Genomic DNA, 23,922 nt, shown 5'->3' on the forward strand with positions numbered 1-23,922 from the left:
CCCCGGCTTCAGGCCGTTATCGCCCTTCCGCCAAAGGCGCCCTTGGCCTGCTCCGTCAGCGCGCGGAACTTCTCCGAGGCCCCTGTCAGCTTGGCGTCCCAGTCCGGGTCCGGCACTTGGCCGCGGATCGTGTCAAAATAGACGGCCATCAGGGCGGCGATGGCGAAGGGTTCCAACACGGCGGCCTTGAAGGCCCAGGCGAAGACGAGGGCGACGATGAAGCTCAGTGCCGCGAGATCGCCGGGGAAGAGATAGACGATCGCCGCCGCCGGGGCCAGCGCCATGAGGAAGACGACAATGGAGAGGATCCACAGGAAGACCGAGAGCCAGACGGCGTTCTTCACCATCTTCAGGCCGTTCTGCGCATAGAGCACCAGACCGCGGCGCGAGCTTTCCCAGGCATTGTCGCTGCCGGTGCGGATATTGTAGCCGAGGATGATCTCGTCGACATAGGTCATGGACAGGCGGATGACGGTGTTGGCGAAGCGCACGATGCCGTCGAGGCCAGGAATGGGCAGGAAGGCTGCGATGCCGCCGAGCAGCCCGGTGATGGCGGCGATCACGCCCTTGATGAGCTGGTCGAGCGCGAAAAGCACGTTCGCCTCGCCGAAGCGGGCGGTGACGACCTCGCGGCCATAGGCGACCTGGCCTTTGCCGTCAGGCAGGGGTTCGCCGTCGATCAGCTTGACCATGACGGCGATATGGGCGGCCTTGACCATATAGAGCAGCCACTCGCGCGCCCAGTAGACGGCGGTGCCGACCAGCCCCATGCCGAAGATGCCGCCCCAGACGGCGAAGGATTCCGGGCTGTCGGAGAGCGAGCCGACGCCGTAGCCGATGCCGGCCCCCGTGCCCGTCGCCAGGATGAAGGCGAGCGTGATGACGAAATAGATCACCATCCGCGTGATGATGAAGGGCATGGTCTTCAGCAGGATGCCGATGGTCTTGCCGATGCTGAAATCCCACATGCCGTAATTCCCCAAAGAAAATCCCGCGATCCGAACCGTCGCGCCAAAGGCAAACGTTTCGGAACCGCGGGATATTCGGGGTTAGCAGAGATCCGTCGAGCTGATCTGGATGCCGAAGCCCTCGAGGCCGACATAGTGGCGCTCGCGGGATGCCATCAGGCGGATCGAGGTGATGCCGAGATCTTTGAGGATCTGCGCGCCGAGGCCGATTTCCAGCCATTCGCTTTCGCGCGCCTGCGCCTCGTCGTGGCCTTCGCGGTCGTGCTTGCCCTTGCGGGCCGTCGAGGACTGGCCAACGCCGACGGAGCCTTCACGCAGATAGACGATGACGCCGCGGCCCTGTTCGGCGATGCGCTTCATGATCGCATCGATCTGGCGTCCCGCGCCAAAAACGTCGTCGCCGACATTTTCCAGATGCAGGCGCACCGGAATGTCGACGCCGTCCCTGATGTCGCCGAAGACGACGGCGAGGTGCTGCATCGGATCCCAAGGCAGCGTGTAGGTCGAGGCCTTCGCCTTGCCGTAGGGCGTCTCGATGTCGAAGCTGCCGACCTGCTCGATCAGGGTTTCCTTGCGCTGGCGGTAGGCGATGAGATCGGCGACGGAGACCTGCTTCAGGCCGTTCTTTTCCGCGAAGGCCGCGACCTGCGGGCCGCGCATCACCGTGCCGTCGTCGTTGACCAGTTCGCTGATCACGCCGATCGGCGGCAGGCTCGCGAGCTTGCAGAGATCGACGGCCGCTTCGGTATGACCCGAGCGCATCAGGACGCCGCCTTCGCGCGACACGAGCGGGAAGATATGGCCGGGGCGCACGAAATCCGCAGCGCCGACATTCGGATTGGCGAGGTTGCGCACCGTCAGCGTGCGGTCGTCGGCGGAAATGCCCGTCGTCGTGCCGTGCTTGAAATCGACGGAAACGGTAAAGGCGGTGGTGTGGGCCGAATCGTTTTCCGCCACCATGGCGTTGAGGTTGAGGCGCTTGGCCTCCTCGCGCGGCATGGGCGTGCAGACGATGCCGGAGGTGTGGCGCACGATGAAGGCCATCTTTTCCGGCGTGCAATGCACGGCGGCGACGATGAGGTCGCCCTCGTTCTCGCGGCCGTCGTCATCCATCACGACGACGATTTCGCCGGCCTCGAAAGCGCGGATGGCATCGACGACACGTTTTTGATCGTAGCTCATGGCAAGGGTCCTATTTCAAACGGCCAATTATTTCAGACGGCCTGTCTGGCCGCGATCACGGAGATAGTGGTCGGCAACGGCGCAGGCGACCATGGCCTCGCCGATCGGTACGGCGCGGATGCCGACGCAGGGGTCATGGCGGCCCTTGGTGCGCACATCGACATTGTTGCCGTCGGCGTCGATCGAGCGGCGCTCGGTCAGGATGGACGAGGTCGGCTTGATAGCGAAACGCGCGACGACCGGCTGGCCGGTGGAAATGCCGCCGAGAATGCCGCCGGCATGGTTGGACAGGAAGATCGGATTGCCGTCATTGCCCATGCGCATCTCGTCGGCATTGTCCTCGCCGGTGAGCTCGGCCGAGGCAAAGCCTTCGCCGATTTCCACACCCTTCACGGCGTTGATCGACATGAGCAGCGAGGCGATGTCTTGGTCGAGCTTGCCGTAGATCGGCGCGCCGATACCGGCCGGAACACCCTCGGCGACCACTTCCACGACCGCGCCGATGGACGAGCCGGCCTTGCGGATGCCGTCGAGATACTCTTCCCAGACGGGCACGATGGCCGGATCGGGGGCGAAGAACGGATTGTTGTTGACCTCGTTCCAGTCCCAGTTGCGGCGGTCGATCTTGTGTTTGCCGATCTGCACGAGGGCAGCGCGGACGGAAAGCCCTGGCACGACCTTGCGGGCAAGGCCGCCGGCGGCGACGCGCGCTGCCGTCTCGCGGGCCGAGGAACGGCCGCCGCCGCGATAGTCGCGGATGCCGTATTTCACGTCATAGGTATAGTCGGCATGGCCGGGGCGGTAGCGCTTGGCGATCTCGCCATAGTCCTTCGAGCGCTGGTCGGTGTTCTCGATCATCATCGAGACGGGCGTGCCCGTCGTGATCATCGTCTCGCCGTCCTCGTCCAGCATGACGCCGGAGAGCACCTTCACCAGATCGTCCTCGCGGCGCTGCGTCACGAAGCGCGACTGGCCGGGCTTGCGCTTGTCGAGCCAGGCCTGGATTTCGGCAAGCGTGAAGCGGATACCGGGCGGGCAGCCATCCACCACGCAGCCGAGTGCTATCCCATGGCTTTCGCCCCAGGTGGTGACGCGGAAAAGATGACCGAAACTGTTGTGCGACATGAGCGGACCCGGACCCGATAGAAGTTCGCCCCCTCCTTAGTGGAAAAGGCGGGGGCGGGACAAGGGTTTCGCACAGCGCGTCGTCTTTTGCGCCGGTGGGCTACTCCGGCTGTGCCTTCGAAAGATTGGGCGAGTAGGTCCCGTCGTCGGTCGCCGCATCCCGGCGTTCCTGAAGCCAGATGATGAACTGCGTCATCGACGTCGTCGTCTGGTCGCCGTTCTTGCCGAAGAATGCGAATTCTTCCATGCGGCCGCTGTGTCTGACATGGGCAAAGAGCGCGATCTGCTTTTCGACCTGCTCATCGCTCAGGGCGGCGATGTCCGCATCGGCAATTGCTTCGTGTATCTTCTTGTCGGTGAAATCCTTGGACGTGTCGGGTGGCAGTAAATATGCACCCGATCTATGTCTCTCTGCGGCTTCAATCGCGCGAGCAAACCCCTCCTGAGCCTCGGGTGAAAGGTCTTCAACTTCTACAACCGCCGAAGCAGGCACGCTTCTCCAATCCGAGAAATCTGAAATCTTGGGACCAGACCGATACCGGTCGAGCTCCGCCATGATGCTCGGGCTTATGGTGCTCGCATTCAGCATCTAGAAAATCCTTCAGATTGCGCATTCTTTACGTTCATTCCATCATAACGCGAAATCCTTACATATGGTTATCAAAGCATTAGCGCGCAGCGAAACTGTCGGCGCATAGAAAACGCCGCTCGCGCCGTTTGGCCGTGGCAAGAGCGGAGAGGCAATCTGTCGAGGGCAGGGGGAGGCTTACGACGCCAGCTTCCAGCGCATCTCGCTGCCGAAGGCCAGGAAGTCGTCGCGCGACAGGGGCTTGGCAAAGGCGTAGCCTTGCAGGAGGTCGCAGCCGAGCAGGCCGAGCATTTCGGCGTGGTCCATGGTCTCGACGCCTTCGGCGACGATCTCGATATTCAACGAGCGGCCGATCTCGATGATCGAGCGTACCAGCGCCTGTTCGTTGTGCGAATTGAGGATGGGGGCCACCAGCTGACGGTCGATCTTCAGGCGCTTGGGCTTCAGCTTCAGGAGGCTGACAATCGAGGTGTGGCCGGTGCCGAAATCGTCGATTTCGATATCGATGCCGAGCGCCTTGATGCGTTCGAGATTAGAGAGAACGATGTCGTCGCTCTCGTCGAGGAAGATCGATTCCACCAGTTCGAAGGAAATCTGGCCGGGCTGGATGGCAAGGCCGGTCAGGCTGTCGATCAGGCTTTCGTCGCGCAGGCGGCGCGCCGAGACGTTGACCGAGATTTTCGGCATGATCAGGCCGCGGGCGGCCCAGCGGGCGCAATCGACGAGCGCCTTTTCCAGAACGATCCGGTCGAGCGTCGCCATGACGTTGAGGTCTTCGGCGATCTTGAGGAAACGGTCGGGCGTCAGGAGACCGTCGCGCGGGTGGTTCCAGCGGATCAGCGCCTCGGCGCCGGCGAGCTTCAGCGTGCCAGCGTCGATCTGCGGCTGGTAATAGGGCACGAATTCGTTGTTCTCGATGCCGGCGAGGATATCGTCGGCGATGCGCTTGTTCGCGATGATCTCGGCCTGCAGCACCTCGGTGAAGAATTCGTGGCGGTTGCGGCCCATGGCCTTCGCCCGGTAGAGCGCGATATCGGCGTTGACGAGCAGCTTCGCCGTATTGATCGAATAGCCCTCGGCGAGCGCTACCCCGATGCTAACGCCGAAGCGGCAGAGATGGCCCTCATACTCGACCGGTTGCTGCATCAGCGTGATGATGCGGCGCGCCAGTGTGCTAAGATAGGTCTGGTCGGTGGTGTTGGTGACGACCACCACGAATTCGTCGCCGCCGATGCGCGCGACGATATCGCCTTTGCGGGTGGAGGCGCGCAGCACTTCCGAGGCGTGCACCAGCAGCGCGTCGCCGGCAGCATGGCCGAGCGTGTCGTTGATCTGCTTGAAGCGATCGAGGTCGATATGGAGGATGGCGACGCGCACCTCCATGGTCTCGCTGAGATCGGCAATGCCGGTCAGTTCGTCGTCCAGCATGCGCCGGTTGCCGAGGCCCGTCAGCGGGTCGTGCAACGCATTGTGCTCGATGCGGTCCTTCGCCTGTTCCAGTTCGACATTCTTGGCGTCCGCCTGTTCCTTCGCAGCCTTGAGATTCTGCTTGAGGATGACGTCCTCGGTGACGTCGAAGGCGAGGCCGACGAGCTTGCGCGTGCCGCCGTGACCGTAGTGGATCTTGCCAACGGAGCGCACATAGCGGATTTCTCCGCCCGGCAGCGCGACGCGCGCCTCGTGCACATAGGGCAGATCCTGTTCGATGCAGCGCGCGACATTCTCGACGATCGCCTCGCGGTCGTCGGCATGAATGGCCGCCAGCCACGCCTCTTGCGAAACGATGCCGTTGGTGAAGGTCAGCCCGTAGAGCTGGTGCATGCGCGGATCCCAGAAGGTGCGGCCGAGATCGAGATCGGCTTCCCAAAGGCCGCACTGATAGGAATCGAGCGCGAGGTCGAGGCGGCGGGTGGTCTGCTCCAGCTCGGCGTTCTGAAGTTCGGAGCGCTCCTTCGCCTCCTTGAGGCGCGCGGTGATCAGCACGTCCTCGGTCACGTCGAAGGCGAGGCCCACCAGCTTGCGTCGGCCGTCCTGCTCGACATGGAGCTTGCCGACGGACTGGACGTGGCGGATCGTGCCGTCCGGGTGGACGACCCGCGAGGTCCGCATATAGGGCACGCCTTCCTCGATGGTCGTGTCGGCCTTGCGTTGGGCTTCCTCGCGGTCGTCCGGGTGGATGGCGTTGACCCAAGTCTCGTGGGTGATGCGCTTGCCTGTGTTCTTCACGCCGTAGAGCTGGTGCATGCGGTCGTCCCACAGCGTCAGCCCATCTTCGATATCGGCCTCCCAGAGGCCGCACTGGTAGGCGTCGAGCGCCAGATCGAGACGCTGAGTGAGCTTGGCCAGCTCGGCGTTCTGGACTTCGGCGTGCTCCTTGGCGGTCTTCAGTGCCTCATTCAGCAGCACGTCCTCGGTGACATCCCAGCTGATGCCCGTCAGCTTTTCCTCGCCGTTCGGGCCGATCAGGCGCGAGCCGACATTGCGGATATGGTGCCAGCCGCCGTCGGGCATGCGAATTCGATATTGTGACCTGTAGTCGTTGCCGCCGGCGCGGATGAGGTCCATTTCGGCTTTGGCGCTGGCGATGTCGTCGGGGTGCAGTGAGGTGCGCCAGAGATCGTCGGTGGGCGTCTCGTTTTCCGGGAAGCCGTGCAACCGGTGCATCTGGGCATCCCAGTTGCGCCCGCCGGTCGAAAGCTCGACCTCCCAGATGCCGATTTTGGAGGCGTCGAGCGCAATATCCAACCGCTGTGAGAGCGACTGAACCTGTCGCTCGCGCGCCCGCAGCCGCGCGATATTGCGCTGGCGTTCGCTGACGAGGCTGCCGGTCAGCAGGATCGGAACGATGATGACCAGCGCGGCTGCGAGTATGAACATCCGCACCTGCGTCAGGTTCTCCGGCGGATGGTGCCAGCCCTTCTTGGGAACGGCGGCAAGCTCCCAGCGTCCGCCCGGAAAATCGAGCGTCTGCACGACGGGGTCGTTTTCGAAGATCTCCGCATCTCCGAAGAACGGATCGATGACATTGTCCGCGACGCTGATGTCTCGGATCGCAAGGTCGATATCGGTCTCGTGCTGGCCCATCGCCATCTGGGCATGGGTGTCAGGGCCGAGACCCGCATCGCTGAGCAACCTGCGCTCGTCGACCAGCCCGTCGATATAACCCCAGAAGTAATGCCGTGCGTCGACGGTTCCGAACACCGGCATGAAAAGATGGAAGCCGCGCCCGCCTTTGGCGAATTCGACTGGGCCGAGCATCAACGGGCGGCCGCGCGATCGGCCCGCTTGGGCGGCGTGGCGGAAGGAGGGGAAGCGATTGAAATCTGTGCCCAGATAATGCTGGTTGCCGTCGAGCGGAAAGGCCTGGGTGACCTTGCCGCCCGGCGCGATGCCGATACGGCGGAAATGGTTGTTCTGCAACAGCAGCTTGCGGGCGAAGACGTTGAACTGCAAAGACGCCTGCTGCGGCGCGACGGCGAACATGTTGGCGACGCTGCGCAACGCCGCGACATCGCTGTTAACCTCGCTTTGCAGCCGCGCGCCGACCAGTGCGAGATCGCCGGAGACATGGGCTTTAAGCTCGTTGCGGTAGATCCGCTCGTTCTGCTGTTCGTAGAACACGCCTGCCGTCAGGATCACGACACCGGCAATCGCCGCCGGCAGGAGCGAAGGCCGCGCCCATTCTGCGATGGACGCCAGATGGTGGCGAAAGGCGGCAGGCAAAGACAAGAAAGCGGTCCCCGATGACGGTAAAACGGTACGGGGGGCTTCCTTAAGATTGCATTTATAAGCAACTGAAATACTTGTATTTCTGCCTCGAAAGCCGGTGGCATTTCCCGATTTTAGACAGCCCTGCAGACGGTTCTGTCGGACAATCCGGGGGATGACTTGGCGGTGTGCCTTGATTCATATGATCTTTCCGGCCATCCATTTCGACATTGTCGGCGACGGTGGCGAATTTCGCCATATTTGGGGGGCATCTGACGTGACCAGCAAAAAGACTGATTCATTTCCAGGGGTTCGTACGATGCGGTTGTTGATCGCAGCTTTGATGGCCACGGCCTTCTTCCTTTCTCCACTCGTCGCCTCGGCCGAAAGCGCCGACGTGGAAGCGACGATCACCAATGTGGACACGGGCAATCTCTCGCTGTCGCTTGACGACGGCAAAAAGTATCAGGCGCCGGAAGAGTTCAACTTCGACGGCCTGGAGCCGGGCGTGAAGGTGCTGGTGTTCTACACCGAGGTCGATGGCAAGCGCGTCATCAACGACCTCGAAATCATCCAGTAACCAGGTCTTCGACCGTCAGAGCCAGCGCATGCCCGTCTCATCCAGCCTGAGCACACGGTCCTGGAAGATGGGGGTGTTGGCCGCTTCCTCCTCGGCCATGCCGTTCAGCCGGAAGGCCGCGCGAAAAACGCCGCCATGGCTGACGCAGACGGTCGGCCGGTCGATCTCGGCGAGAAACGAGCCGATGCGCCAGCAGAGGATTTCATAGCTTTCGGCTGCCTCGCCCGGCGGAATGAAGTTCCATTTCGAGCGCCGGCGCTCATCCACGCGGCCGGGTGTCGAGGCCTCCAGCTCTTCCAGCGTATGGCCCTCCCAGTCGCCGAAGGAGACTTCGACGAGGCGCTTGTCGGTGCGGTAGGCGAGGGGATCGAGGCCCATGGCGCGGCGCAGGATTTCCATCGTCTCGCGCGTGCGCCCGAGCGGGCTTGCCACAAAATCGAAATCCGAAACAGCCGTGCCGAGAAGTGCCTTAAGAGTGCGGCCGTTGCCGGCCGCCTGCGCGCGGCCGGTATCGTTGAGCGGAATGTCCTTTTGTCCCTGCAGCCTGCCCTCAGCATTCCACGCGGTCTGGCCGTGTCGGATCATGTAGATAAGCAAGATGCGGGGCTCCGGGTCAGTCCTTGATGACGGAGATGTCGGGCGCGTCGACGGCCTTCATGCCGACGACATGGTAGCCGCTGTCGGCGTGATGCGTCTCGCCGGTCACCGAGCGCGACAGGTCGGAGAGCATGTAGAGGCCGACATCGCCCACTTCCTCGATGGTGACGGTACGGCGCAGCGGCGCATTGTACTCGTTCCACTTGAGGATGTAGCGGAAGTCGCCGATGCCGGAGGCGGCCAGCGTCTTGATCGGGCCCGCCGAGATGGCGTTGACGCGGATATTCTTCGGGCCGAGATCGACGGCGAGATATTTTACGCTGGCTTCAAGAGCGGCCTTGGCAACGCCCATCACGTTGTAGTTCGGCATGACCTTTTCCGCGCCGTAGTAGGTCAGCGTCAGCATGGAGCCGCCATCGGTCATAAGCTTTTCCGCACGGCGCGCGACCGAGGTGAAGGAATAGACCGAGATCTGCATCGTCTTGGCGAAGTTGCCCGGCGTCGTGTCGACGTAGCGGCCGGTCAGTTCGTCCTTGTCGGAGAAGCCGATGGCGTGCACGAGGAAGTCGATCTTGCCCCAGATCTTCTCGATATTCTCGAAAACGGCGTCGATGGAGGCTTCGTCGGAGACGTCGCAGTCACCGGCCAGCACGGCGCCGATTTCAGCGGCCAGCGGCTCGACGCGCTTCTTCAGCGCATCACCCTGATAGGTCAGCGCGATTTCGCCGCCCTGTGCATGGATGGCCTTGGCGATGCCCCAGGCGATGGAACGGTTGTTGGCGACGCCCATGATGACGCCGCGCTTGCCCTTCATCAGACCAGATGCCTGAACCATGGTTTGCCCCTTTGAAATCTAGAGCAACCCCCGCAAATACGTGAAAAAGCTTTGCGTTCTTGGAGTTGCGTGAATAAGCCAAAATTGCCTATGGCATAGGCGGCAGTGCGGTTCAAGCGCGCGCCAGTTCAGGAACTGTTAGCATCCGTAACAATGGGTGCATCTTTCACTGAAAGTTCATAAATCGATTAAAGGTAGAGGCCTTCGCGCAGCGACCGCATGAGGTCGATCATCTTTGCGTCGGGTTTTTCCCAAAGCAGCAGGCGGACTTCAGCGATGAGATCGCCGCGTTCGCCGTTGTCCTTGACGAGGCCTTCGTCGGGAATGCGGATCGTCTGATCGGAACCGGACCAGGCGGGGACCGTGACGGAAAGCGGACCGGTCGGGCCGTCGATGGTCATTTCGCAGCCGAGAACGGCGTTCTCGATCGTCACCGGCAGATCGACCCTGAGGTCGAAGCCATCGACGCGGAAGCGGCCGGGCGCCACACGCACGGTGATAACGGCATCGCCGCGCTTGAGGTTTTCGATGCGGTGGCCGGCCTCCTTGAGGCGGATCACCTGTCCATCGGTCGTGCCGGCGCCGACGGGCACGCGGATGGTCTGCCCCTCCGGCGTCTCGATGGTCGGACGCACGCGGTTGAGGATGTCTTCCACGCTGACGGTGACGTCGGCAACGAGATCCGGCGCCTTTTCCACGGTGGCCCGCGCGCCGCGGATGCGGCGGATGATGGCGGAAATGATGGCGGCACCTGGTGCTGTGCCGCGGGCAGGCATCGGCGGTTGTTCGGTGGCCGGCTCCTCGGCAGCCTTGCGGCCCTCCTGGGCGGGCGCGGCCGCACTGGCTTGCGCCTGCGCCTGGGGTTGTGCCTGCGGCTGCGGGCGCGATTTCGGCTCGGCCGGCTGGCCGCGGGAATCGACGCCGAAGATGCGGGCGATCATGTCTTCGGCCGCCTCGCCGGAGACGCGCGGACCGTCCTGCGCACGGGGGCTTTCGGCCTTCGCCTTGCGGTCGGCCTGCTGCTGGCGCATCTGTTCCATACGGCGAAGCTCGGCCTCGCGCTGTTGGCGGTCGTAACGGCTGCGCTTGTCGGGATCGCGCAGAAGATCATAGGCGCGGCCGGCCTCGGTGAAGCGCACGGTCGCGTTGGGGTCGTCGTGATTCTGGTCGGGATGCACGGCTTTCGCCACCGAACGCCACGCCGCCTTGATTTCGTCCTGGCCGGCATTCCGCTTCACGCCAAGAACCGAATAGGGATCACGCATACCTACCACCCGTTTCGTTTTGCTGCTCATGGTAGCGGGCGACGTTCTAACCGGCGGTTACGCGTTAGGGTTTACGGATTGCTAAGACGAGAGTGGTCGGGTTCAACCCTGGCGGTCGAAGGCGAGCAGCAGCCATTCGCCCGATGTGCCCATGCAGGTGCGGCCGGAATAATTGGCGATGCCTTGATAGGAGTGTTTCGTCGTCACGAAATCGCGGCAGGTGCGGCCGGCACCGTCGCGGTTTTCCGCAATCGTGCTGATGACGCCCGCACTTCCCGAAGCGGAATTCGCCCAGGGAATGGGCTGGCCGGCGCCCTGCGCGAGATCGGCGGAGGAGACGGCATTGCGCACGGTCGTCTCGTCGGACAGCCGCTCGCCATTGGCAACCGTGCTGGTGCGAATGGTGCTGTCGACCTTGCTGTCTTCGAAGAGGTCGAGGCCGCTCATGCAGCCCGACAGGAACGCGGCCGAGGTCGTGACTGCTGCGAGGACGATGCAGCGCGTCCAGTATGGCTTTGTCTCCGGTCGCGACTTTGCTATGACGTTCACCCCAGCTGCCTCATGCAGTCGAAAAGCGTGGCCAAAATCGGCCCAAAAAGATCGGCATTGAATCGAATATGAGCGAAAATGCGTTAACAAGCGGTGACTTCACCGAGGAAAACGAACCCTATGCCCTGTTCGGACGCTGGCTGGCGGATGCTGGCAAGAGCGAGCCGAACGACGCCAACGCGCTGGCGCTCGCCACGGTCGATGAGACGGGCCTTCCCAATGTTCGCATGGTCCTCCTGAAGGGGTTCGACGAGCGGGGCTTCGTGTTCTACACGAATTTCGAGAGCCGCAAGGGCCAGGAAATCCTCTCGGCAGGCAAGGCCGCGATGTGTTTCCACTGGAAATCGCTGCGCCGCCAGATCCGCATCCGCGGCGAGATTGAGGTCGTCAGCGAGGCCGAGGCCGACGAATATTACGCCTCGCGCCCGCGCGGCAGCCGCATCGGCGCCTGGGCCTCGAAACAGTCGCGTCCGCTCGAAAGCCGCTTCGCGCTGGAGAAGGCCGTCGCCGAATACACCGCCCGCTACGCGATCGGCGACATTCCCCGCCCGCCGCACTGGTCCGGCTTCCGCCTGAAACCCGTCTCGATCGAATTCTGGCACGACCGCCCCTTCCGCCTGCACGACCGCGTGGAATTCCGCCGCGTGGACGACGGTAAGGGTTGGACGAAGGTCAGGATGTATCCTTGAGGATACGGGTCTAGCGCCGCATCAGCCGGAAGGGGATACCGGAGGCGAGTGCGCCGACATATTTCGGCTTCTGGTACAGCCCGTTCAGCGAAATGCGGGGTAGCGCCGTCGGCGTGTCGAAGGAGCGGGCTGAGAGCGTGCCGGGATCCGTGAGGACGGCCACGCGGAAGCCGAGATCCTTGGCGAGTTGGAGTTCGCGCGGCGAGACGGCGGCGCGGTCACCATAGGGATAGGCGAAGGTATCCGGACGGCGGCCGGTGATCGCGGCGATGCGCTCGGCGGATTCGTCCATCTCGCGGCGGGCTTCCGCATCCGAAAGCCGGGCCAGCGCCCGGTGGCTCACCGTATGCGCGCCGATCGTCGCGAGCGGGTTGAGCACGAGGCTTTTCAATTCCGGCTCGCGCATGACCAGCCGTTCGGTGATCATCAGCGGATCGATGCCATGGGCGCGGGCGGCTGCATCGAGCATCTCGATGGCGACGCTCTCCTCGGCATGTGCGTGAATGAACTGGGCGAAGCGCTCATAGGCCGCCTGTTTCTGGAAAGGTGTGGCGAGCGGCAGGGTGACGGAGCCGGAGCCGAAATCGAAGCCGAGATGCGGCGCGGCGCGCAACAGCTCCGTCAGCGTCTCCCACCAGATGCCATGGGTCTTGCAGGCGAAGCCGGGGGCGACGAACACCGTGAACGGCACCTTGTGGCGCGTGAAGACCGGCTGGGCATGCACCGCATTGTTGCGATAGCCGTCGTCGAGCGTGAAGGCGGCGAAGCGTTCGCCCGCGCGGGCAATGGCAAGACGCGCCGGCATGTCGGCAAGCGCCACGAACTGGTAACCTTCCTCCGTCAGATGGCTGATGGCGGCCTCGAGGAATTCGGGCGTGATCTCCAGATGGGCATTCGGATCGAAGACTTGCGACGTCTTCGGCCGCACATGATGGAGGGTGAAGATCGCGCCCATGCCGCGCGCCGAGGCCATCAGGCCGGCGCGTTCCGCCAGATGCGCGACTTCGAGCCCGCCGGTGATGACGGCGCGTTTGAGCCCCTGTCGCATGACGCTGCGGATCGGCATTCCCGCCTCCTGATCGTTGAACCAGCCGCCTTTATGGGGCTTGCATGGTATCCGAGGCGTTAACGTGGTCTATCCGCAATGCATTGTCGCTTGAACGGCGTTGTTTCCCAGCGTTTCAGCACCGTTCCGCCTGTGGAAGAAGCGGCGATCTCGCCGCCGTTTCGTCTCGGAAATCGGGCAGCCGCGCCGCAGCGGGGGCACAGCGTTCGACAGGTGGAAGGTCGTGTTCCACTTCGGGGCAGGGGTAAACGAATGGCATGCTTCCCTCGACCCTTGGCGGCTGGAAGGTTAACAGGCGGACGACGTCTGAGAAAACGGTGATGATCGGGATGAACATGTCATCTCCTCCGGGCAAACTTGAATTGCCGTTATTGTCCGCCCGCTTGCCTCTGTCGCTCAAACAAGTTTATCGTCGATTTCGAATGACTTGAGGTTATGCGATGAAGCGCGGACGGTTGCCCCTGACGGCATTGCGGAGTTTCGAGGCGGCGGGCCGGCTCGGCAGCTTCACGCTCGCGGCCGATGAGCTTGCGGTCTCGCAGGCGGCCGTCAGCCGGCAGGTGAAGGAACTGGAGGCCGAGCTCGGCAAGCCGCTCTTCGAACGCCGCCACCGGGCGGTGCGTCTCACGCCGTCGGGCCATGTGCTGCTCGGCGTGCTCTCGCGCAGCTTTGACGCGATGGATGCCAGCCTGTCGGAAATCCGAGGCCGGCGCGGCGGCGGGCTTCTCGAAATCAGCGCCGAGCCGTCCTTTGCCGCCGGCTGGCTCGTCTCGCATCTCGACGATTTCCGCACCGGACATCCTGAGGTGGACGTGGCCGTCGATTCCGACATGCGGCTTATCGAATTCCGCACGCACGAGGCCGAGATCGCCATTCGCCACGGCATGGACGCCAAGGCCTGGCCGCGCACGGAGGTCGATCACCTGGTGGACGTGGACATGGTGCCGGTCATCGCGCCCGGCCTGCTCTCAATTAACCCGCCGCTCGAAACGCCCGCCGATCTTCTGATGCATACGCTACTGCACGAGGAAACCCGCAGCGTCTGGGAGCGCTGGTTCGCTGCCGCCGGCCTGCCGGATGCGCCCCTCGGCCGCGCGCAGATTTTCGCCGAGGGCAATCTGGTGCTGCAGGCGGTGCTGCGCGGCCATGGCGTGGCGCTGGTCGATCGTTTCCTGGCCGCCGAGGACATCGCCGCCGGCCGCCTCGTCCAGCCATTCGATCTCTCGATCCGCCACGGCGCCTATTGGCTGGTGGCGCGCAGCTTCAAGCGCCTTTCGCCGGAAGCGCAGGCGTTCCGGCTGTGGCTGTTGCAGCGTCTCGATGTAGGGGCAGGGGGCGGCGCTTAGGTCTTCGTCCCGCCAACCGTGATCTGGTCCATGCGCAGATGCGGCTGGCCGACGCCGACGGGCACCCATTGGCCGGCCTTGCCGCAATTGCCGATGCCGGTGTCGAGCTTGGTGTCGTTGCCGACCATCGAGACGCGGCGCATGGCATCCGGGCCGTTGCCGATCAGCATGGCGCCCTTGACGGGGGCCGTCACCTTGCCGTTCTCGATGAGATAGGCTTCCGTGCAGCCGAAGACGAATTTGCCGGAGGTGATATCCACCTGCCCGCCGCCAAAGGAGACGGCGTAGATGCCGTTCTTCACCGAGGCGATGATCTCGTTCGGCGTCTTGTCGCCCGAGAGCATGTAGGTGTTGGTCATGCGCGGCATGGGGCGGTAGGCATAGCCCTGGCGGCGGCCGTTGCCGGTCGCCTTCATGCCCATCAGCCGGGCATTCTGCCGGTCCTGCATATAGCCGACCAGCTTGCCGTCCTCGATCAGCACATTGTAGGCCGAAGGCGTGCCCTCGTCATCGACGGTGATCGAGCCGCGGCGGTTGTCGATCGTGCCGTCGTCGACAACGGTGACGCCCTTGGCCGCCACCTGCTCGCCCATCAGGCCGGCAAAGGCCGAGGTCTTCTTGCGGTTGAAATCGCCTTCCAACCCGTGACCGACGGCCTCGTGCAGCATCACGCCCGGCCAGCCGTTGGAGAGCACGACATCCATCGTGCCTGCCGGGGCCTCGATCGCCTCGAGATTGACGAGTGCCTGACGCAGCGCCTCGTCGGCGCCGGCATGCCAGCTCTCTTCGGTCAGGAACGCATCGAAGGTCGTGCGCCCGCCGACGCCGTAGCTGCCGGTCTCCTGCCTGTCGCCCTGGCCGACGACGACGGAAATGTTGATGCGGGTCATCGGCCTGATATCGGTGACGCGGTGGCCATCGGCACGCAGGATGTTGACGACCTGCCAGCTGGCGGCAACCGAGGCCGTGACCTGCCGCACCTTCGGGTTCTTGCCGCGCAGATAGGCGTCGATCTCGGTCAAGAGCGCCACCTTCGCTTCGAATGTCGGGGAGCCGATCGGATTGTCGGGGCTGTAGAGCTGGCGGTTTGTGCCCTGCGGGGCGGCGGCATAGGTGCCGGAATAACCGCGCGTCACGGCGCCGGCCGAATCGGCCGCGCGCTTCAGCGCCGACAGCGTCATCTCGCCGGAATGCGCATAGCCGACAGCCTCACCGGCCACGGCGCGCAGGCCAAACCCCTGGTCGGTGTTGAAACTGCCGCCCTTGAGGCGGCCATTGTCGAAGGACAACGATTCCGCCTGCGCATGTTCAAGAAACAGTTCGCCGTCGTCGGCGCTTTTCAAGGTTTCCCGAAGCACCGCCTGCACGGATGCCTCGTCGGCATCGAAAAGGGAGAGGAGGTCGGTGTTCATGGCAGGCTCCGCAGCATTTAAATCACCGGGTTCATGTAAGTCCCCCGATGGCGGGCGGCAAGCCCGCCGGACGCCAGGTTTACGGCAGCGCGTCGTAGCCTTCGCCGAAGCCCTTGAGGTCGACGGGGATGCCGATGCCCTCTTCCGGCGACTGGAAGACGATGAAGGTGGCGGTCGCGCCGGAGCGGAAGGTCTTCAGGAGTTCGTCCTCGAGCACGACTTCCGCATAGCAGCCATCGGCAAAGCAGCGCACGAAATAGGCGCGGCCGATATCCTTGCCGTCGACATTGAGGCCGAGCCCGTTGGGCAGCAGCACGCCGAGCGGCGCGAGCACGCGGAGAATCTTTGCCTTGCGGTCGGCGGTCTTCAGCACGACGACGGAGAGGCCGAGTTCCGGGCGGTCTTCGGCCAGCACGTTCTGCATCAGCGCGCATTGTTCACCCGAGGCCCCGGCCGGCTGGTCGCAGACGATGGACCAGGCGCCATGGTTCGATTTCACGGTGCCGGGCTGCTGGGCCGCTGCGAGCGACGGAAGCGCCATGGCGCCGAGCGAGAAGACGGCAAGGCCGAATGCCGCCCGGGACAGCCGGGAAAGGGAAGAAAAACCCATGAAAACCTCGGAATCTCGAATCAGTCGGGGTATCTTTGAAGGGACGGCATGGAAATGAAAAGCCCCGAGCGCTCCTTTCCGATTGATTGAAGGCGGAAATTGGACGCTCGGGGCTGCACTTTATAATAGGGGGTGGGTAACGCCTCTCAGGCGGTGGGCCGGTAAAGCCGCACGGGACTGTTCGGCGCGCGCCGGATGACGCCCTTGGCTTCGAGGTCGAGCTGCACGGCCTTCAACCACCAGCCGGCCTTGTCGCCGCCGGGAAACAGCGCTTCCGAAAGGTACGGCAGAAGCGCATCGCGCGCGGCGGGCACGGTGAGGCCGGGAGCCTCCTCGGGCAGGATGGTCAGAAGGGCCGACCGCATCGCCTCGTATTTCGTACGATCGGCGCGATAGGTCTTGCCGGGCCGAAGCACGTTTTCGATGGATATCTTTTCGCTAGGCATCGATTGCTCCTCTCACATCGATCTTGGGGGCTCGGAAACCCATCGCGATCCAGGCTTTCAGAAGCTTGGCATAGAATGTCAGGTGATGGGTCTTCAGGTTGCGGATGTCGGCGGGAAGGTCGGAGGCGTCCTTCAGGTCGCCGACCATGGTGCGCAGCTCCGGCTTCGGCCGGGTCGCGGCGGGCCAGAGGTGCAGGTAGACGCTCAGCCAGTGTGCGCTTTTCATTTCCAGGAAAACCGGCGTGTTGCAGCAGGTCGCGACGATGCGCCGCGAGCCGGCGTCGGGCGGTGAGGCGAAATTCCCGGAGGTTTTCCGCGCCGGACAGGATTTTGATGCGATCCTTGCGGTATTCCGCGCTCGGCGTCGCCTGATAGGACGTCAGCATGGGTTTTGCGCCGGGCAGGCGTTCGAGACGGGCGGCAGCCGCCCGGCAGCTGTTGCACAGGCATTCCGAAACGAGGATCGGTTCGCCCGTCACCTCGAAATGCGTCTTGCCGCATTCGCATCCGATGATCGTGGTCTTCGTCATGCTGCATGCTCCCTCGTTAAATGAAACAAGTGCCGGATGTATCGATCGAGATGGTCGAGGCTTTCGCGGGCCAGCGCCGGGTCGTTGGCGGCCTTGGCGAGCACGAAGGCGCCCTGGATGACGGTCTGGGTGTGGCGGGCGAGGCTTTCGGCCGTCCAGTCCGCCTTGATGCCGCGTGCCTGCCGGGCAGCCTCGATATCGGCCTCCAGCGTTGCGGTATGGCCGAACATGCTGCGCGCGCAGGCATCGCGAATGCCGGGCGCGCTGGCATAGACCTCCTGCGCCAGCGTGCCGACGAGGCAGGTGAATTCGGCGATCTCGCCTTCAATGATCGCCTTGCGGAACGCGACATAGGCGAGCACGCGGTCGAGCGGGTCGGCCGGGCCGTGATAGGGCGCGGCCTCGAAGAAGGCGCTCGTCGTCTCCGCCCAGAAATCGGCTGCCGCGACGCCGAGCGCCTCCTTGCTGGCGAAATGGTGGAAGAAGGCGCCCTTCGTCACATCCGCCGCCTTGCAGAGATCATCCACGCTGGTGCCGGCGAAGCCCTTGGCGCGGATGAGGTCGCGGGCGGCTTCGAGAAGCCGAGTGCGGGCATTGCCCCGTTCGGGCGCATGTTTGGTCGGTCTGGACATAATCGCAACATACCAAACGGTCGGTATGTGTCAAGCTTCGCGGATCTCAATACCATCGACCGATGTCGCCGGCCTTTTCAGGCCTGTCTCGGAGGGCGGTTGCGGGATCTTCGGGCAGGGTGAGGGAAGGGGGCTGCGCACGATTGGGGCGACTGTGCGCCAAAATGTGTTCGGTCGGCGCAAAATGAGTCGCGTTTAGTGGGTCCCCTTGGCGCGCCGACCCGAGGGTCGCGGTGGGCAAACCTTTCATGCTATAGGGAATTGTGTGGAAACTGTGGGGATACGCGGGAGGCTTTTGCTTTTGCGCAAAAATGCCGCACAGACGCAGCCCCATGGCTGTTGCGGCGAGCATGAAACTGTGGTTTTAAGCACTCAGTATAGCAGGGATTCTGCGCGTCTGTTTGATCCCAATCAAACGCCTTGGGGAGATACGTTGTGAAAAACAAAGCTTTTGCAGTTCTGGCCGCCATCGGCTGTCTGCTCTTTGCTTCGACCGCTTTCGCTGATCAGCCGTTTCCGTGGCAGAAGGGCCTCCAGCCCGCTGCGACCTCGATCATGGAAGAGATCAGCTGGTTCGAGCATTACACACTCTGGTTCATCGTCCCGGTCACGCTGTTCGTCCTCCTCCTGCTCATCATCGTCGTCGTGAAGTTCCGCGAAAGCGCGAACCCGGTTCCGTCGAAGACCAGCCACAACACGCTGATCGAAGTCGTCTGGACGCTCGGTCCGGTCGTCATCTTGCTGTTCTTGGCCGTTCCCTCCTTCCAGCTTCTCACCAAGCAGCTCGCACCGACGGAAGAGCCGGAGCTGACGATCAAGGCCACCGGCTACCAGTGGTATTGGGGTTACGAATACCAGGTCGGCGATAAGCCGGTCTCTTTCGACAGTCTTCTGCTGGCTGATGCCGACCGCGCTGCTGCCGGCAAGGAAGACAAGTCCGTCTATCCGCGCCTGCTCGCCGTCGACAACGAAATCGTCATCCCGGTCGGCAAGCACGTCCGTCTGCTCGTCACGGGTGCGGACGTGATCCACGCCTTCGCGATGCCCTCCTTCGGCGTGAAGATCGACGCGGTGCCGGGCCGTCTCAACGAAACCTGGTTCAAGGCAGACCGCGAAGGCCTGTTCTATGGTCAGTGTTCCGAGCTCTGCGGCAAGGACCATGCGTTCATGCCGATCGCCATCCGCGTCGTCTCGCAAGAGAAATACGATACCTGGCTTGCTGCCGCCGCGACGAATGTCGGCGAGGCAAACAAGGCCCTGATGGCGTCTGTCGACGGTGCGGCGAAGGCCGTAGACGTCGCCCAGAACGCCGCGCAGTAATACTAGGGAGTCTGATCCATGGCCGGAACATCCGCTGCCCACGGCGATCACCACGATCACCACGAACACAAGCCGCTTACCTTCTTCCAGCGTTGGTTTCTTTCGACCAACCACAAGGATATCGGCACGCTTTACCTGATCTTCGCGATCTGTGCGGGCATCATCGGGGGTACGCTCTCGGTGGTGATGCGCATGGAGCTGCAGGAGCCTGGCATCCAGATCTTCCACGGCCTGGCCTCCATGGTCTACGGCTTCGAAGGTGATGCTGCCATCGACGGCGGCAAGCACATGTTCAACGTCTTCACGACGGCGCATGCGCTCATCATGATCTTCTTCATGGTCATGCCGGCCCTCATCGGCGGCTTCGCCAACTGGATGGTTCCGATCATGATCGGCGCGCCTGATATGGCGTTCCCGCGCATGAACAACATCTCGTTCTGGCTGATCATCCCCGCCTTCATCCTCGTCCTGCTTTCGATGTTCGTCGAAGGTCCGGCAGGTGCCTATGGCGCGGGTGGTGGCTGGACGATCTATCCGCCGTTCTCCACCTCGGGCCAGCCTGGTCCCGCGATGGACTTCGTGATCCTCGGTCTCCACATTGCCGGTGCATCGTCGATCCTCGGCGCGATCAACTTCATCACCACGATCCTGAACATGCGCGCTCCGGGCATGACGCTGCACAAGATGCCGCTGTTTGCCTGGTCGGTTCTGATCACTGCCTTCCTGCTCCTGCTCTCGCTGCCGGTTCTGGCAGGCGGCATCACCATGCTGCTGACGGACCGCAACTTCGGCACGGCCTTCTTCGCGCCGGAAAACGGCGGTGACCCGATCCTCTTCCAGCACCTGTTCTGGTTCTTCGGTCACCCGGAAGTGTACATCCTGATCCTGCCCGGCTTCGGCATCATCAGCCACATCGTGTCGACCTTCTCGCGCAAGCCGATCTTCGGCTATCTCGGCATGGCCTATGCCATGGTCGCCATCGGCGCCGTCGGCTTCATCGTGTGGGCGCACCACATGTACACGGTCGGCATGTCGCTCGACACGCAGCGCTACTTCGTCTTCGCCACGATGGTCATCGCGGTTCCGACGGGCGTGAAGATCTTCTCCTGGATCGCGACGATGTGGGGCGGTTCCATCCGCTTCACGACCCCGATGGTCTGGGCGATCGGCTTCATCTTCCTGTTCACCGTCGGCGGCGTCACGGGCGTCCAGCTCGCCAATGCCGGCCTCGACCGCGCCCTGCACGACACCTACTACGTGGTTGCCCACTTCCACTACGTTCTGTCGCTCGGCGCCGTCTTCGCGATCTTCGCAGCCTGGTACTACTGGTTCCCGAAGATGAGCGGCTACATGTATTCCGAGTTCCTCGGCAAGCTGCACTTCTGGGTCATGTTCATCGGCGTGAACCTGATCTTCTTCCCGCAGCACTTCCTCGGCCTCGCCGGCATGCCGCGCCGCTACATCGACTATCCGGATGCCTTCGCAGGCTGGAACGCGGTGTCGTCCTACGGCTCGTACATCTCGGCCTTCGCAGTGCTGATCTTCCTCTTCGGCGTCTTCGAAGCCTTCGCCAAGAAGCGCGTCGCCGGCGACAACCCGTGGGGTGAAGGTGCAAACACGCTGGAATGGCAGCTGTCTTCGCCGCCGCCGTTCCACCAGTGGGAACAGCTCCCGAAGATCAAGTAAGATCTCTGTAAACACGAGGCCGCCGGTTACGGCGGCCTCATAAATCAAAGACCGGATGAACCGGTCGAACGCGACGGAATGAACATGGCGGTCATCGAGCATCACGAAACGGTTCCGGGCGGCGGCGAGGTCTACCTCTCCGAAGCGTCTCCGCGTGATTTCTTCGAGCTGCTGAAGCCGCGCGTCATGTCGCTCGTCGTCTTCACGGCCTTTGCCGGCCTGGTCGTCGCCCCCGGCACGATCAACCCGTTCATCGGCGCCATCGCCATTCTCTGTATCGCCGTGGGCGCCGGAGCCTCCGGTGCCCTGAACATGTGGTACGATGCGGATATCGATGCGGTCATGACCCGCACCGCCAAGCGTCCGATCCCCTCGGGCCGCATCCGTCCGGAAGAAGCGCTCGCCTTCGGCCTGACGCTCTCGGCCTTCTCAGTCTGCATCCTTGGTCTTGTGGTCAACTGGCTGTCGGCCGGCCTGCTCGCCTTCACCATCTTCTTCTATGCCGTCATCTACACGATGTGGCTCAAGCGCTCGACGCCGCAGAACATCGTCATCGGCGGTGCGGCCGGCGCCTTTCCGCCGATGATCGGCTGGGCCTGCGTGACGGGCGGCGTCTCCATCGAGAGCGTCGTGCTCTTCCTCATCACCTTCCTGTGGACGCCGGCGCATTTCTGGGCGCTCGCGCTGTTCAAGATGCGCGACTATGAGGCCGTCGGCGTGCCGATGCTGCCGAACGTTTCGGGCGAAGCTACCACGAAGGTGCAGATCGTCATCTATGCGGTGCTGACCGCCGTCATCGCCGTCGTGCCCACCTGGCTCGGCCTTGCCAGCATCGGGTATGGTCTCTTTGCCGCAGCGCTCGGCCTGGGCTTCGTGTGGTATTCCATCGGCGTGTTGCGCATGCCGGAAGGCGACCGCGCGATGGTGCCGGCCAAGAAACTCTTCGCCTTCTCCATCGTCTATCTGTTCGCGGTCTTCTCCGGCCTGATGTTCGACCGACTGATCGCGTCATTCGGATGGGTGCTGTAATGGAAACCGTAAACCTCACTGAAAGCCAGAAGAAGGCCCGCCGCGGCCGCAACATCGCGCTCGGCGCGGTGCTTCTGGGTCTCGTCGTCGTGTTCTATGTCGTGACGCTGATCAAGTTCGGCGGCGGAATGGCAGGTTGATGGTGAGCGACATGAACAAGACCGAACCGAAGAAGAAGGGCAACGGCGCCGTCGTCGCCATGTGCTGTTCCTTCGTCATCGGCATGGGCGCGATGGCTTATGCCGCCGTGCCGCTCTACGAGATGTTCTGCAAGGCGACCGGCTATGGCGGCACGACGCAACGCGTCGAGCAGGCCTCCGACGTCATTCTCGACCAGACGATCAAGGTGCGCTTCGATGCCAATACCGGCCCTGGCCTGCCCTGGACCTTCGAGCCGGTTCAGCGCGAGGTCGAGCTGAAGATCGGCGAGACAGTGCAGATCCTCTACAAGGCGCGCAACAATTCGTCCAAGGCGACGACCGGCCAGGCGACGTTCAACGTCACCCCGGAACAGACCGGTGCCTATTTCAACAAGGTCCAGTGCTTCTGCTTCACCGAAACGACGCTGCAGCCTGGCGAAGAAATGGAAATGCCCGTCGTCTTCTTCGTCGACCCGGAGATCGTCAAGGCGGTCGAGACGAAGGGCATCCACACGATCACGCTGTCCTACACCTTCTATCCGCATGAGGCGTCGAAGCCGGTGGCTTCGGCTGCGGATAACAAGACGGACGACGTAAACAAGCTTTGAAAGACATGCGTTTCCGGCTATGCCGGGGACAGAACGCGATACATTCGGGGACAATCACATGGCCGATGCGCATCAGAAGAAACACGACTACCACATCATCGACCCCAGCCCATGGCCGCTTCTCGCCTCCATCGGCGCGTTCGTCATGGCGCTCGGCGGCATCGGCTACATGCGTTACGTCTCGGGTGGCGCCTTCCACCTGTTCGGCGTCAACCTCGCCACGCCGTGGATTTTCTTCATCGGCCTGCTGATTGTACTCTACACCATGTATGCCTGGTGGGCAGACACGGTGAAGGAAGCCCATGAGGGTCACCACACCCGCGTAGTTTCGCTGCACCTGCGCTACGGCATGATCATGTTCATCGCTTCGGAAGTGATGTTCTTCGTCGCTTGGTTCTGGGCCTTCTTCGACGCCAGCCTGTTTGCCGCCGAGCCCATCCAGGCCGCACGTGCCGCCTATACCGGCGGTGTCTGGCCGCCGAAGGGCATCGAGGTTCTCGATCCCTGGCACCTGCCGCTCTACAACACTGTCATCCTGCTGCTTTCCGGCACCTGCGTGACCTGGGCACACCACGCCCTCCTGCACAACGACCGCAAGGGCCTGATCAACGGCCTGACGCTGACCGTTCTGCTCGGCCTGCTGTTCTCCTTCGTGCAGGGCTACGAATACGCGCACGCTCCGTTCGCCTTCAAGGATTCGATCTACGGCGCGACCTTCTTCATGGCGACCGGCTTCCACGGCTTCCACGTTCTGGTCGGCACGATCTTCCTGATCGTCTGCCTCATCCGCGCACTGCGTGGCGATTTCACCCCCAAGCAGCACTTCGGTTTCGAAGCCGCCGCCTGGTACTGGCACTTCGTCGACGTCGTCTGGCTCTTCCTCTTCTTCTCCATCTACATCTGGGGTGGCTGGGGCGCGCCGATCGCGCACATGTAAGCCGATACGGAAAAACTGTTTCGAACGGCCGCAGCGATGCGGCCGTTTGTTTTTGGGGTATGGCCCGGCGCTT

26 protein-coding genes are annotated in these 23,922 nt (G+C 63.1%); 10 read left to right on the forward strand and 16 right to left on the reverse strand.

Annotated features, from left to right (window positions below; genetic code table 11):
* Positions 1 to 8 precede the first annotated feature (8 nt).
* The 5 genes from D0Y60_RS08445 to D0Y60_RS08460 form a co-directional block, all read right to left on the reverse strand.
* Positions 9 to 968 carry a hypothetical protein gene (locus tag D0Y60_RS08445; protein ID WP_117368769.1) on the reverse strand — a complete coding sequence of 320 codons (960 nt, stop codon included), beginning with the start codon at positions 966 to 968 and terminating at the stop codon, positions 9 to 11.
* A gap of 81 nt (positions 969 to 1,049) precedes the next feature.
* A complete protein-coding gene (gene ribB / locus D0Y60_RS08450; protein ID WP_117368771.1) occupies positions 1,050 to 2,150 on the reverse strand; it encodes a 3,4-dihydroxy-2-butanone-4-phosphate synthase in 1,101 nt (366 codons plus the stop codon).
* 27 nt (positions 2,151 to 2,177) lie between these two features.
* Positions 2,178 to 3,275, reverse strand: a complete 1,098-nt coding sequence (gene aroC, locus D0Y60_RS08455; RefSeq protein WP_117368773.1) for a chorismate synthase — start codon at positions 3,273 to 3,275, stop codon at positions 2,178 to 2,180.
* A 100-nt stretch (positions 3,276 to 3,375) separates the two neighbouring features.
* A complete protein-coding gene (locus D0Y60_RS24600) occupies positions 3,376 to 3,864 on the reverse strand; it encodes a hypothetical protein (protein ID WP_147324509.1) in 489 nt (162 codons plus the stop codon).
* Positions 3,865 to 4,041: 177 nt separating this feature from the next.
* The gene (locus D0Y60_RS08460) at positions 4,042 to 7,593 is read right to left on the reverse strand and encodes an EAL domain-containing protein (RefSeq protein WP_147324510.1); all 3,552 of its coding nucleotides are present in this window, start codon (positions 7,591 to 7,593) and stop codon (positions 4,042 to 4,044) included.
* Between the two features lie 298 nt (positions 7,594 to 7,891).
* Between D0Y60_RS08460 and D0Y60_RS08465 the strand changes: the two genes are divergently transcribed.
* Positions 7,892 to 8,152: a DUF1344 domain-containing protein gene (locus tag D0Y60_RS08465; RefSeq protein ID WP_117369673.1), complete on the forward strand. Its 261-nt coding sequence runs from the start codon at positions 7,892 to 7,894 to the stop codon at positions 8,150 to 8,152.
* A gap of 15 nt (positions 8,153 to 8,167) precedes the next feature.
* Here the strand turns inward: D0Y60_RS08465 and D0Y60_RS08470 are convergent, their stop codons facing one another.
* From D0Y60_RS08470 to D0Y60_RS08485, 4 genes are all read right to left on the reverse strand, one after another.
* Positions 8,168 to 8,749 (reverse strand): histidine phosphatase family protein, encoded by a 582-nt coding sequence (locus tag D0Y60_RS08470; protein ID WP_117368777.1) that lies wholly within the window; start codon positions 8,747 to 8,749, stop codon positions 8,168 to 8,170.
* Between the two features lie 16 nt (positions 8,750 to 8,765).
* Complete coding sequence (fabI, locus tag D0Y60_RS08475; RefSeq protein WP_117368780.1) at positions 8,766 to 9,584, reverse strand: enoyl-ACP reductase FabI; 819 nt, start codon at positions 9,582 to 9,584, stop codon at positions 8,766 to 8,768.
* Positions 9,585 to 9,772: 188 nt separating this feature from the next.
* Entirely contained in the window at positions 9,773 to 10,849 is a 1,077-nt protein-coding gene (locus D0Y60_RS08480) for a DnaJ C-terminal domain-containing protein (protein ID WP_117368782.1), read from the reverse strand.
* A gap of 102 nt (positions 10,850 to 10,951) precedes the next feature.
* The gene (locus D0Y60_RS08485; RefSeq protein ID WP_245409128.1) at positions 10,952 to 11,398 is read right to left on the reverse strand and encodes an RT0821/Lpp0805 family surface protein; all 447 of its coding nucleotides are present in this window, start codon (positions 11,396 to 11,398) and stop codon (positions 10,952 to 10,954) included.
* A 68-nt stretch (positions 11,399 to 11,466) separates the two neighbouring features.
* Between D0Y60_RS08485 and pdxH the strand changes: the two genes are divergently transcribed.
* Complete coding sequence (pdxH, locus tag D0Y60_RS08490) at positions 11,467 to 12,087, forward strand: pyridoxamine 5'-phosphate oxidase (RefSeq protein ID WP_117368784.1); 621 nt, start codon at positions 11,467 to 11,469, stop codon at positions 12,085 to 12,087.
* Between the two features lie 10 nt (positions 12,088 to 12,097).
* On the opposite strand, the gene D0Y60_RS08495 is transcribed toward pdxH, so the two are convergent.
* Together D0Y60_RS08495 and D0Y60_RS08500 are read right to left on the reverse strand one after the other, a co-directional pair.
* Positions 12,098 to 13,153, reverse strand: coding sequence for a polysaccharide deacetylase family protein (locus tag D0Y60_RS08495; RefSeq protein WP_117368786.1), 1,056 nt, complete (start codon positions 13,151 to 13,153; stop codon positions 12,098 to 12,100).
* A 115-nt stretch (positions 13,154 to 13,268) separates the two neighbouring features.
* Complete coding sequence (locus D0Y60_RS08500; protein ID WP_117368788.1) at positions 13,269 to 13,490, reverse strand: hypothetical protein; 222 nt, start codon at positions 13,488 to 13,490, stop codon at positions 13,269 to 13,271.
* A gap of 103 nt (positions 13,491 to 13,593) precedes the next feature.
* Between D0Y60_RS08500 and D0Y60_RS08505 the strand changes: the two genes are divergently transcribed.
* Positions 13,594 to 14,499, forward strand: coding sequence for a LysR substrate-binding domain-containing protein (locus tag D0Y60_RS08505; protein ID WP_117368790.1), 906 nt, complete (start codon positions 13,594 to 13,596; stop codon positions 14,497 to 14,499).
* Here the strand turns inward: D0Y60_RS08505 and tldD are convergent.
* The 4 genes from tldD to D0Y60_RS25010 all read right to left on the reverse strand — a co-directional run bounded on the left by tldD (position 14,496) and on the right by D0Y60_RS25010 (position 17,193).
* The gene (tldD, locus tag D0Y60_RS08510; protein ID WP_117368792.1) at positions 14,496 to 15,911 is read right to left on the reverse strand and encodes a metalloprotease TldD; all 1,416 of its coding nucleotides are present in this window, start codon (positions 15,909 to 15,911) and stop codon (positions 14,496 to 14,498) included. The genes D0Y60_RS08505 and tldD overlap by 4 nt on opposite strands.
* 79 nt (positions 15,912 to 15,990) lie before the next feature.
* A complete protein-coding gene (locus tag D0Y60_RS08515) occupies positions 15,991 to 16,521 on the reverse strand; it encodes an invasion associated locus B family protein (RefSeq protein ID WP_117368794.1) in 531 nt (176 codons plus the stop codon).
* A 146-nt stretch (positions 16,522 to 16,667) separates the two neighbouring features.
* Complete coding sequence (locus tag D0Y60_RS08520; protein WP_117368795.1) at positions 16,668 to 16,967, reverse strand: hypothetical protein; 300 nt, start codon at positions 16,965 to 16,967, stop codon at positions 16,668 to 16,670.
* Positions 16,960 to 17,193, reverse strand: a complete 234-nt coding sequence (locus D0Y60_RS25010; protein WP_245409129.1) for a hypothetical protein — start codon at positions 17,191 to 17,193, stop codon at positions 16,960 to 16,962. The genes D0Y60_RS08520 and D0Y60_RS25010 overlap by 8 nt, the downstream gene beginning before the upstream one ends.
* Before the next feature lie 16 nt (positions 17,194 to 17,209).
* On the opposite strand from D0Y60_RS25010, the gene D0Y60_RS25015 reads away from it, so the two are divergent.
* Positions 17,210 to 17,521 carry a hypothetical protein gene (locus D0Y60_RS25015; protein WP_245409130.1) on the forward strand — a complete coding sequence of 104 codons (312 nt, stop codon included), beginning with the start codon at positions 17,210 to 17,212 and terminating at the stop codon, positions 17,519 to 17,521.
* On the opposite strand, the gene D0Y60_RS08530 is transcribed toward D0Y60_RS25015, so the two are convergent.
* Positions 17,494 to 18,129, reverse strand: coding sequence for a TetR/AcrR family transcriptional regulator (locus D0Y60_RS08530; RefSeq protein ID WP_117368796.1), 636 nt, complete (start codon positions 18,127 to 18,129; stop codon positions 17,494 to 17,496). The two genes, D0Y60_RS25015 and D0Y60_RS08530, sit on opposite strands and share 28 nt — an antisense overlap.
* Positions 18,130 to 18,564: 435 nt before the next feature.
* Between D0Y60_RS08530 and coxB the strand changes: the two genes are divergently transcribed.
* The 6 genes from coxB to D0Y60_RS08560 all read left to right on the forward strand — a co-directional run bounded on the left by coxB (position 18,565) and on the right by D0Y60_RS08560 (position 23,849).
* Positions 18,565 to 19,449 (forward strand): cytochrome c oxidase subunit II, encoded by an 885-nt coding sequence (coxB, locus tag D0Y60_RS08535; RefSeq protein ID WP_117368797.1) that lies wholly within the window; start codon positions 18,565 to 18,567, stop codon positions 19,447 to 19,449.
* Between the two features lie 18 nt (positions 19,450 to 19,467).
* Positions 19,468 to 21,135 carry a cytochrome c oxidase subunit I gene (gene ctaD, locus D0Y60_RS08540; RefSeq protein WP_117368798.1) on the forward strand — a complete coding sequence of 556 codons (1,668 nt, stop codon included), beginning with the start codon at positions 19,468 to 19,470 and terminating at the stop codon, positions 21,133 to 21,135.
* A gap of 84 nt (positions 21,136 to 21,219) precedes the next feature.
* Positions 21,220 to 22,164, forward strand: a complete 945-nt coding sequence (locus D0Y60_RS08545; RefSeq protein WP_117369677.1) for a heme o synthase — start codon at positions 21,220 to 21,222, stop codon at positions 22,162 to 22,164.
* Entirely contained in the window at positions 22,164 to 22,304 is a 141-nt protein-coding gene (locus tag D0Y60_RS08550) for a hypothetical protein (RefSeq protein ID WP_117368799.1), read from the forward strand. The genes D0Y60_RS08545 and D0Y60_RS08550 overlap by 1 nt, the downstream gene beginning before the upstream one ends.
* 2 nt (positions 22,305 to 22,306) lie before the next feature.
* The gene (locus D0Y60_RS08555) at positions 22,307 to 22,912 is read left to right on the forward strand and encodes a cytochrome c oxidase assembly protein (RefSeq protein ID WP_117369679.1); all 606 of its coding nucleotides are present in this window, start codon (positions 22,307 to 22,309) and stop codon (positions 22,910 to 22,912) included.
* A 58-nt stretch (positions 22,913 to 22,970) separates the two neighbouring features.
* Positions 22,971 to 23,849 carry a cytochrome c oxidase subunit 3 gene (locus D0Y60_RS08560; RefSeq protein WP_117368801.1) on the forward strand — a complete coding sequence of 293 codons (879 nt, stop codon included), beginning with the start codon at positions 22,971 to 22,973 and terminating at the stop codon, positions 23,847 to 23,849.
* The last annotated feature ends 73 nt before the right edge of the window (positions 23,850 to 23,922 follow it).

The organism is Shinella sp. WSJ-2 (genome assembly GCF_003432075.1).
Taxonomy (GTDB): Bacteria; Pseudomonadota; Alphaproteobacteria; order Rhizobiales; family Rhizobiaceae; genus Shinella.

Coding starts and splice junctions, on each gene's coding strand:
- D0Y60_RS08480 (WP_117368782.1), bottom strand. CDS start 10,849: ATGCGTGATCCCTATTCGGTTCTTGGCGTGAAGCGGAATGCCGGCCAG.
- D0Y60_RS08500 (WP_117368788.1), bottom strand. CDS start 13,490: ATGTTCATCCCGATCATCACCGTTTTCTCAGACGTCGTCCGCCTGTTA.
- D0Y60_RS08530 (WP_117368796.1), bottom strand. CDS start 18,129: ATGTCCAGACCGACCAAACATGCGCCCGAACGGGGCAATGCCCGCACT.
- D0Y60_RS25010 (WP_245409129.1), bottom strand. CDS start 17,193: ATGAAAAGCGCACACTGGCTGAGCGTCTACCTGCACCTCTGGCCCGCC.
- D0Y60_RS08560 (WP_117368801.1), top strand. CDS start 22,971: ATGGCCGATGCGCATCAGAAGAAACACGACTACCACATCATCGACCCC.
- ctaD (WP_117368798.1), top strand. CDS start 19,468: ATGGCCGGAACATCCGCTGCCCACGGCGATCACCACGATCACCACGAA.
- D0Y60_RS08545 (WP_117369677.1), top strand. CDS start 21,220: ATGGCGGTCATCGAGCATCACGAAACGGTTCCGGGCGGCGGCGAGGTC.
- D0Y60_RS08515 (WP_117368794.1), bottom strand. CDS start 16,521: ATGGGTTTTTCTTCCCTTTCCCGGCTGTCCCGGGCGGCATTCGGCCTT.
- aroC (WP_117368773.1), bottom strand. CDS start 3,275: ATGTCGCACAACAGTTTCGGTCATCTTTTCCGCGTCACCACCTGGGGC.
- pdxH (WP_117368784.1), top strand. CDS start 11,467: ATGAGCGAAAATGCGTTAACAAGCGGTGACTTCACCGAGGAAAACGAA.
- D0Y60_RS24600 (WP_147324509.1), bottom strand. CDS start 3,864: ATGCTGAATGCGAGCACCATAAGCCCGAGCATCATGGCGGAGCTCGAC.
- D0Y60_RS08465 (WP_117369673.1), top strand. CDS start 7,892: ATGCGGTTGTTGATCGCAGCTTTGATGGCCACGGCCTTCTTCCTTTCT.
- D0Y60_RS08550 (WP_117368799.1), top strand. CDS start 22,164: ATGGAAACCGTAAACCTCACTGAAAGCCAGAAGAAGGCCCGCCGCGGC.
- ribB (WP_117368771.1), bottom strand. CDS start 2,150: ATGAGCTACGATCAAAAACGTGTCGTCGATGCCATCCGCGCTTTCGAG.
- D0Y60_RS08520 (WP_117368795.1), bottom strand. CDS start 16,967: ATGCCTAGCGAAAAGATATCCATCGAAAACGTGCTTCGGCCCGGCAAG.
- fabI (WP_117368780.1), bottom strand. CDS start 9,584: ATGGTTCAGGCATCTGGTCTGATGAAGGGCAAGCGCGGCGTCATCATG.
- tldD (WP_117368792.1), bottom strand. CDS start 15,911: ATGAACACCGACCTCCTCTCCCTTTTCGATGCCGACGAGGCATCCGTG.
- D0Y60_RS08495 (WP_117368786.1), bottom strand. CDS start 13,153: ATGCCGATCCGCAGCGTCATGCGACAGGGGCTCAAACGCGCCGTCATC.
- D0Y60_RS08445 (WP_117368769.1), bottom strand. CDS start 968: ATGTGGGATTTCAGCATCGGCAAGACCATCGGCATCCTGCTGAAGACC.
- D0Y60_RS08505 (WP_117368790.1), top strand. CDS start 13,594: ATGAAGCGCGGACGGTTGCCCCTGACGGCATTGCGGAGTTTCGAGGCG.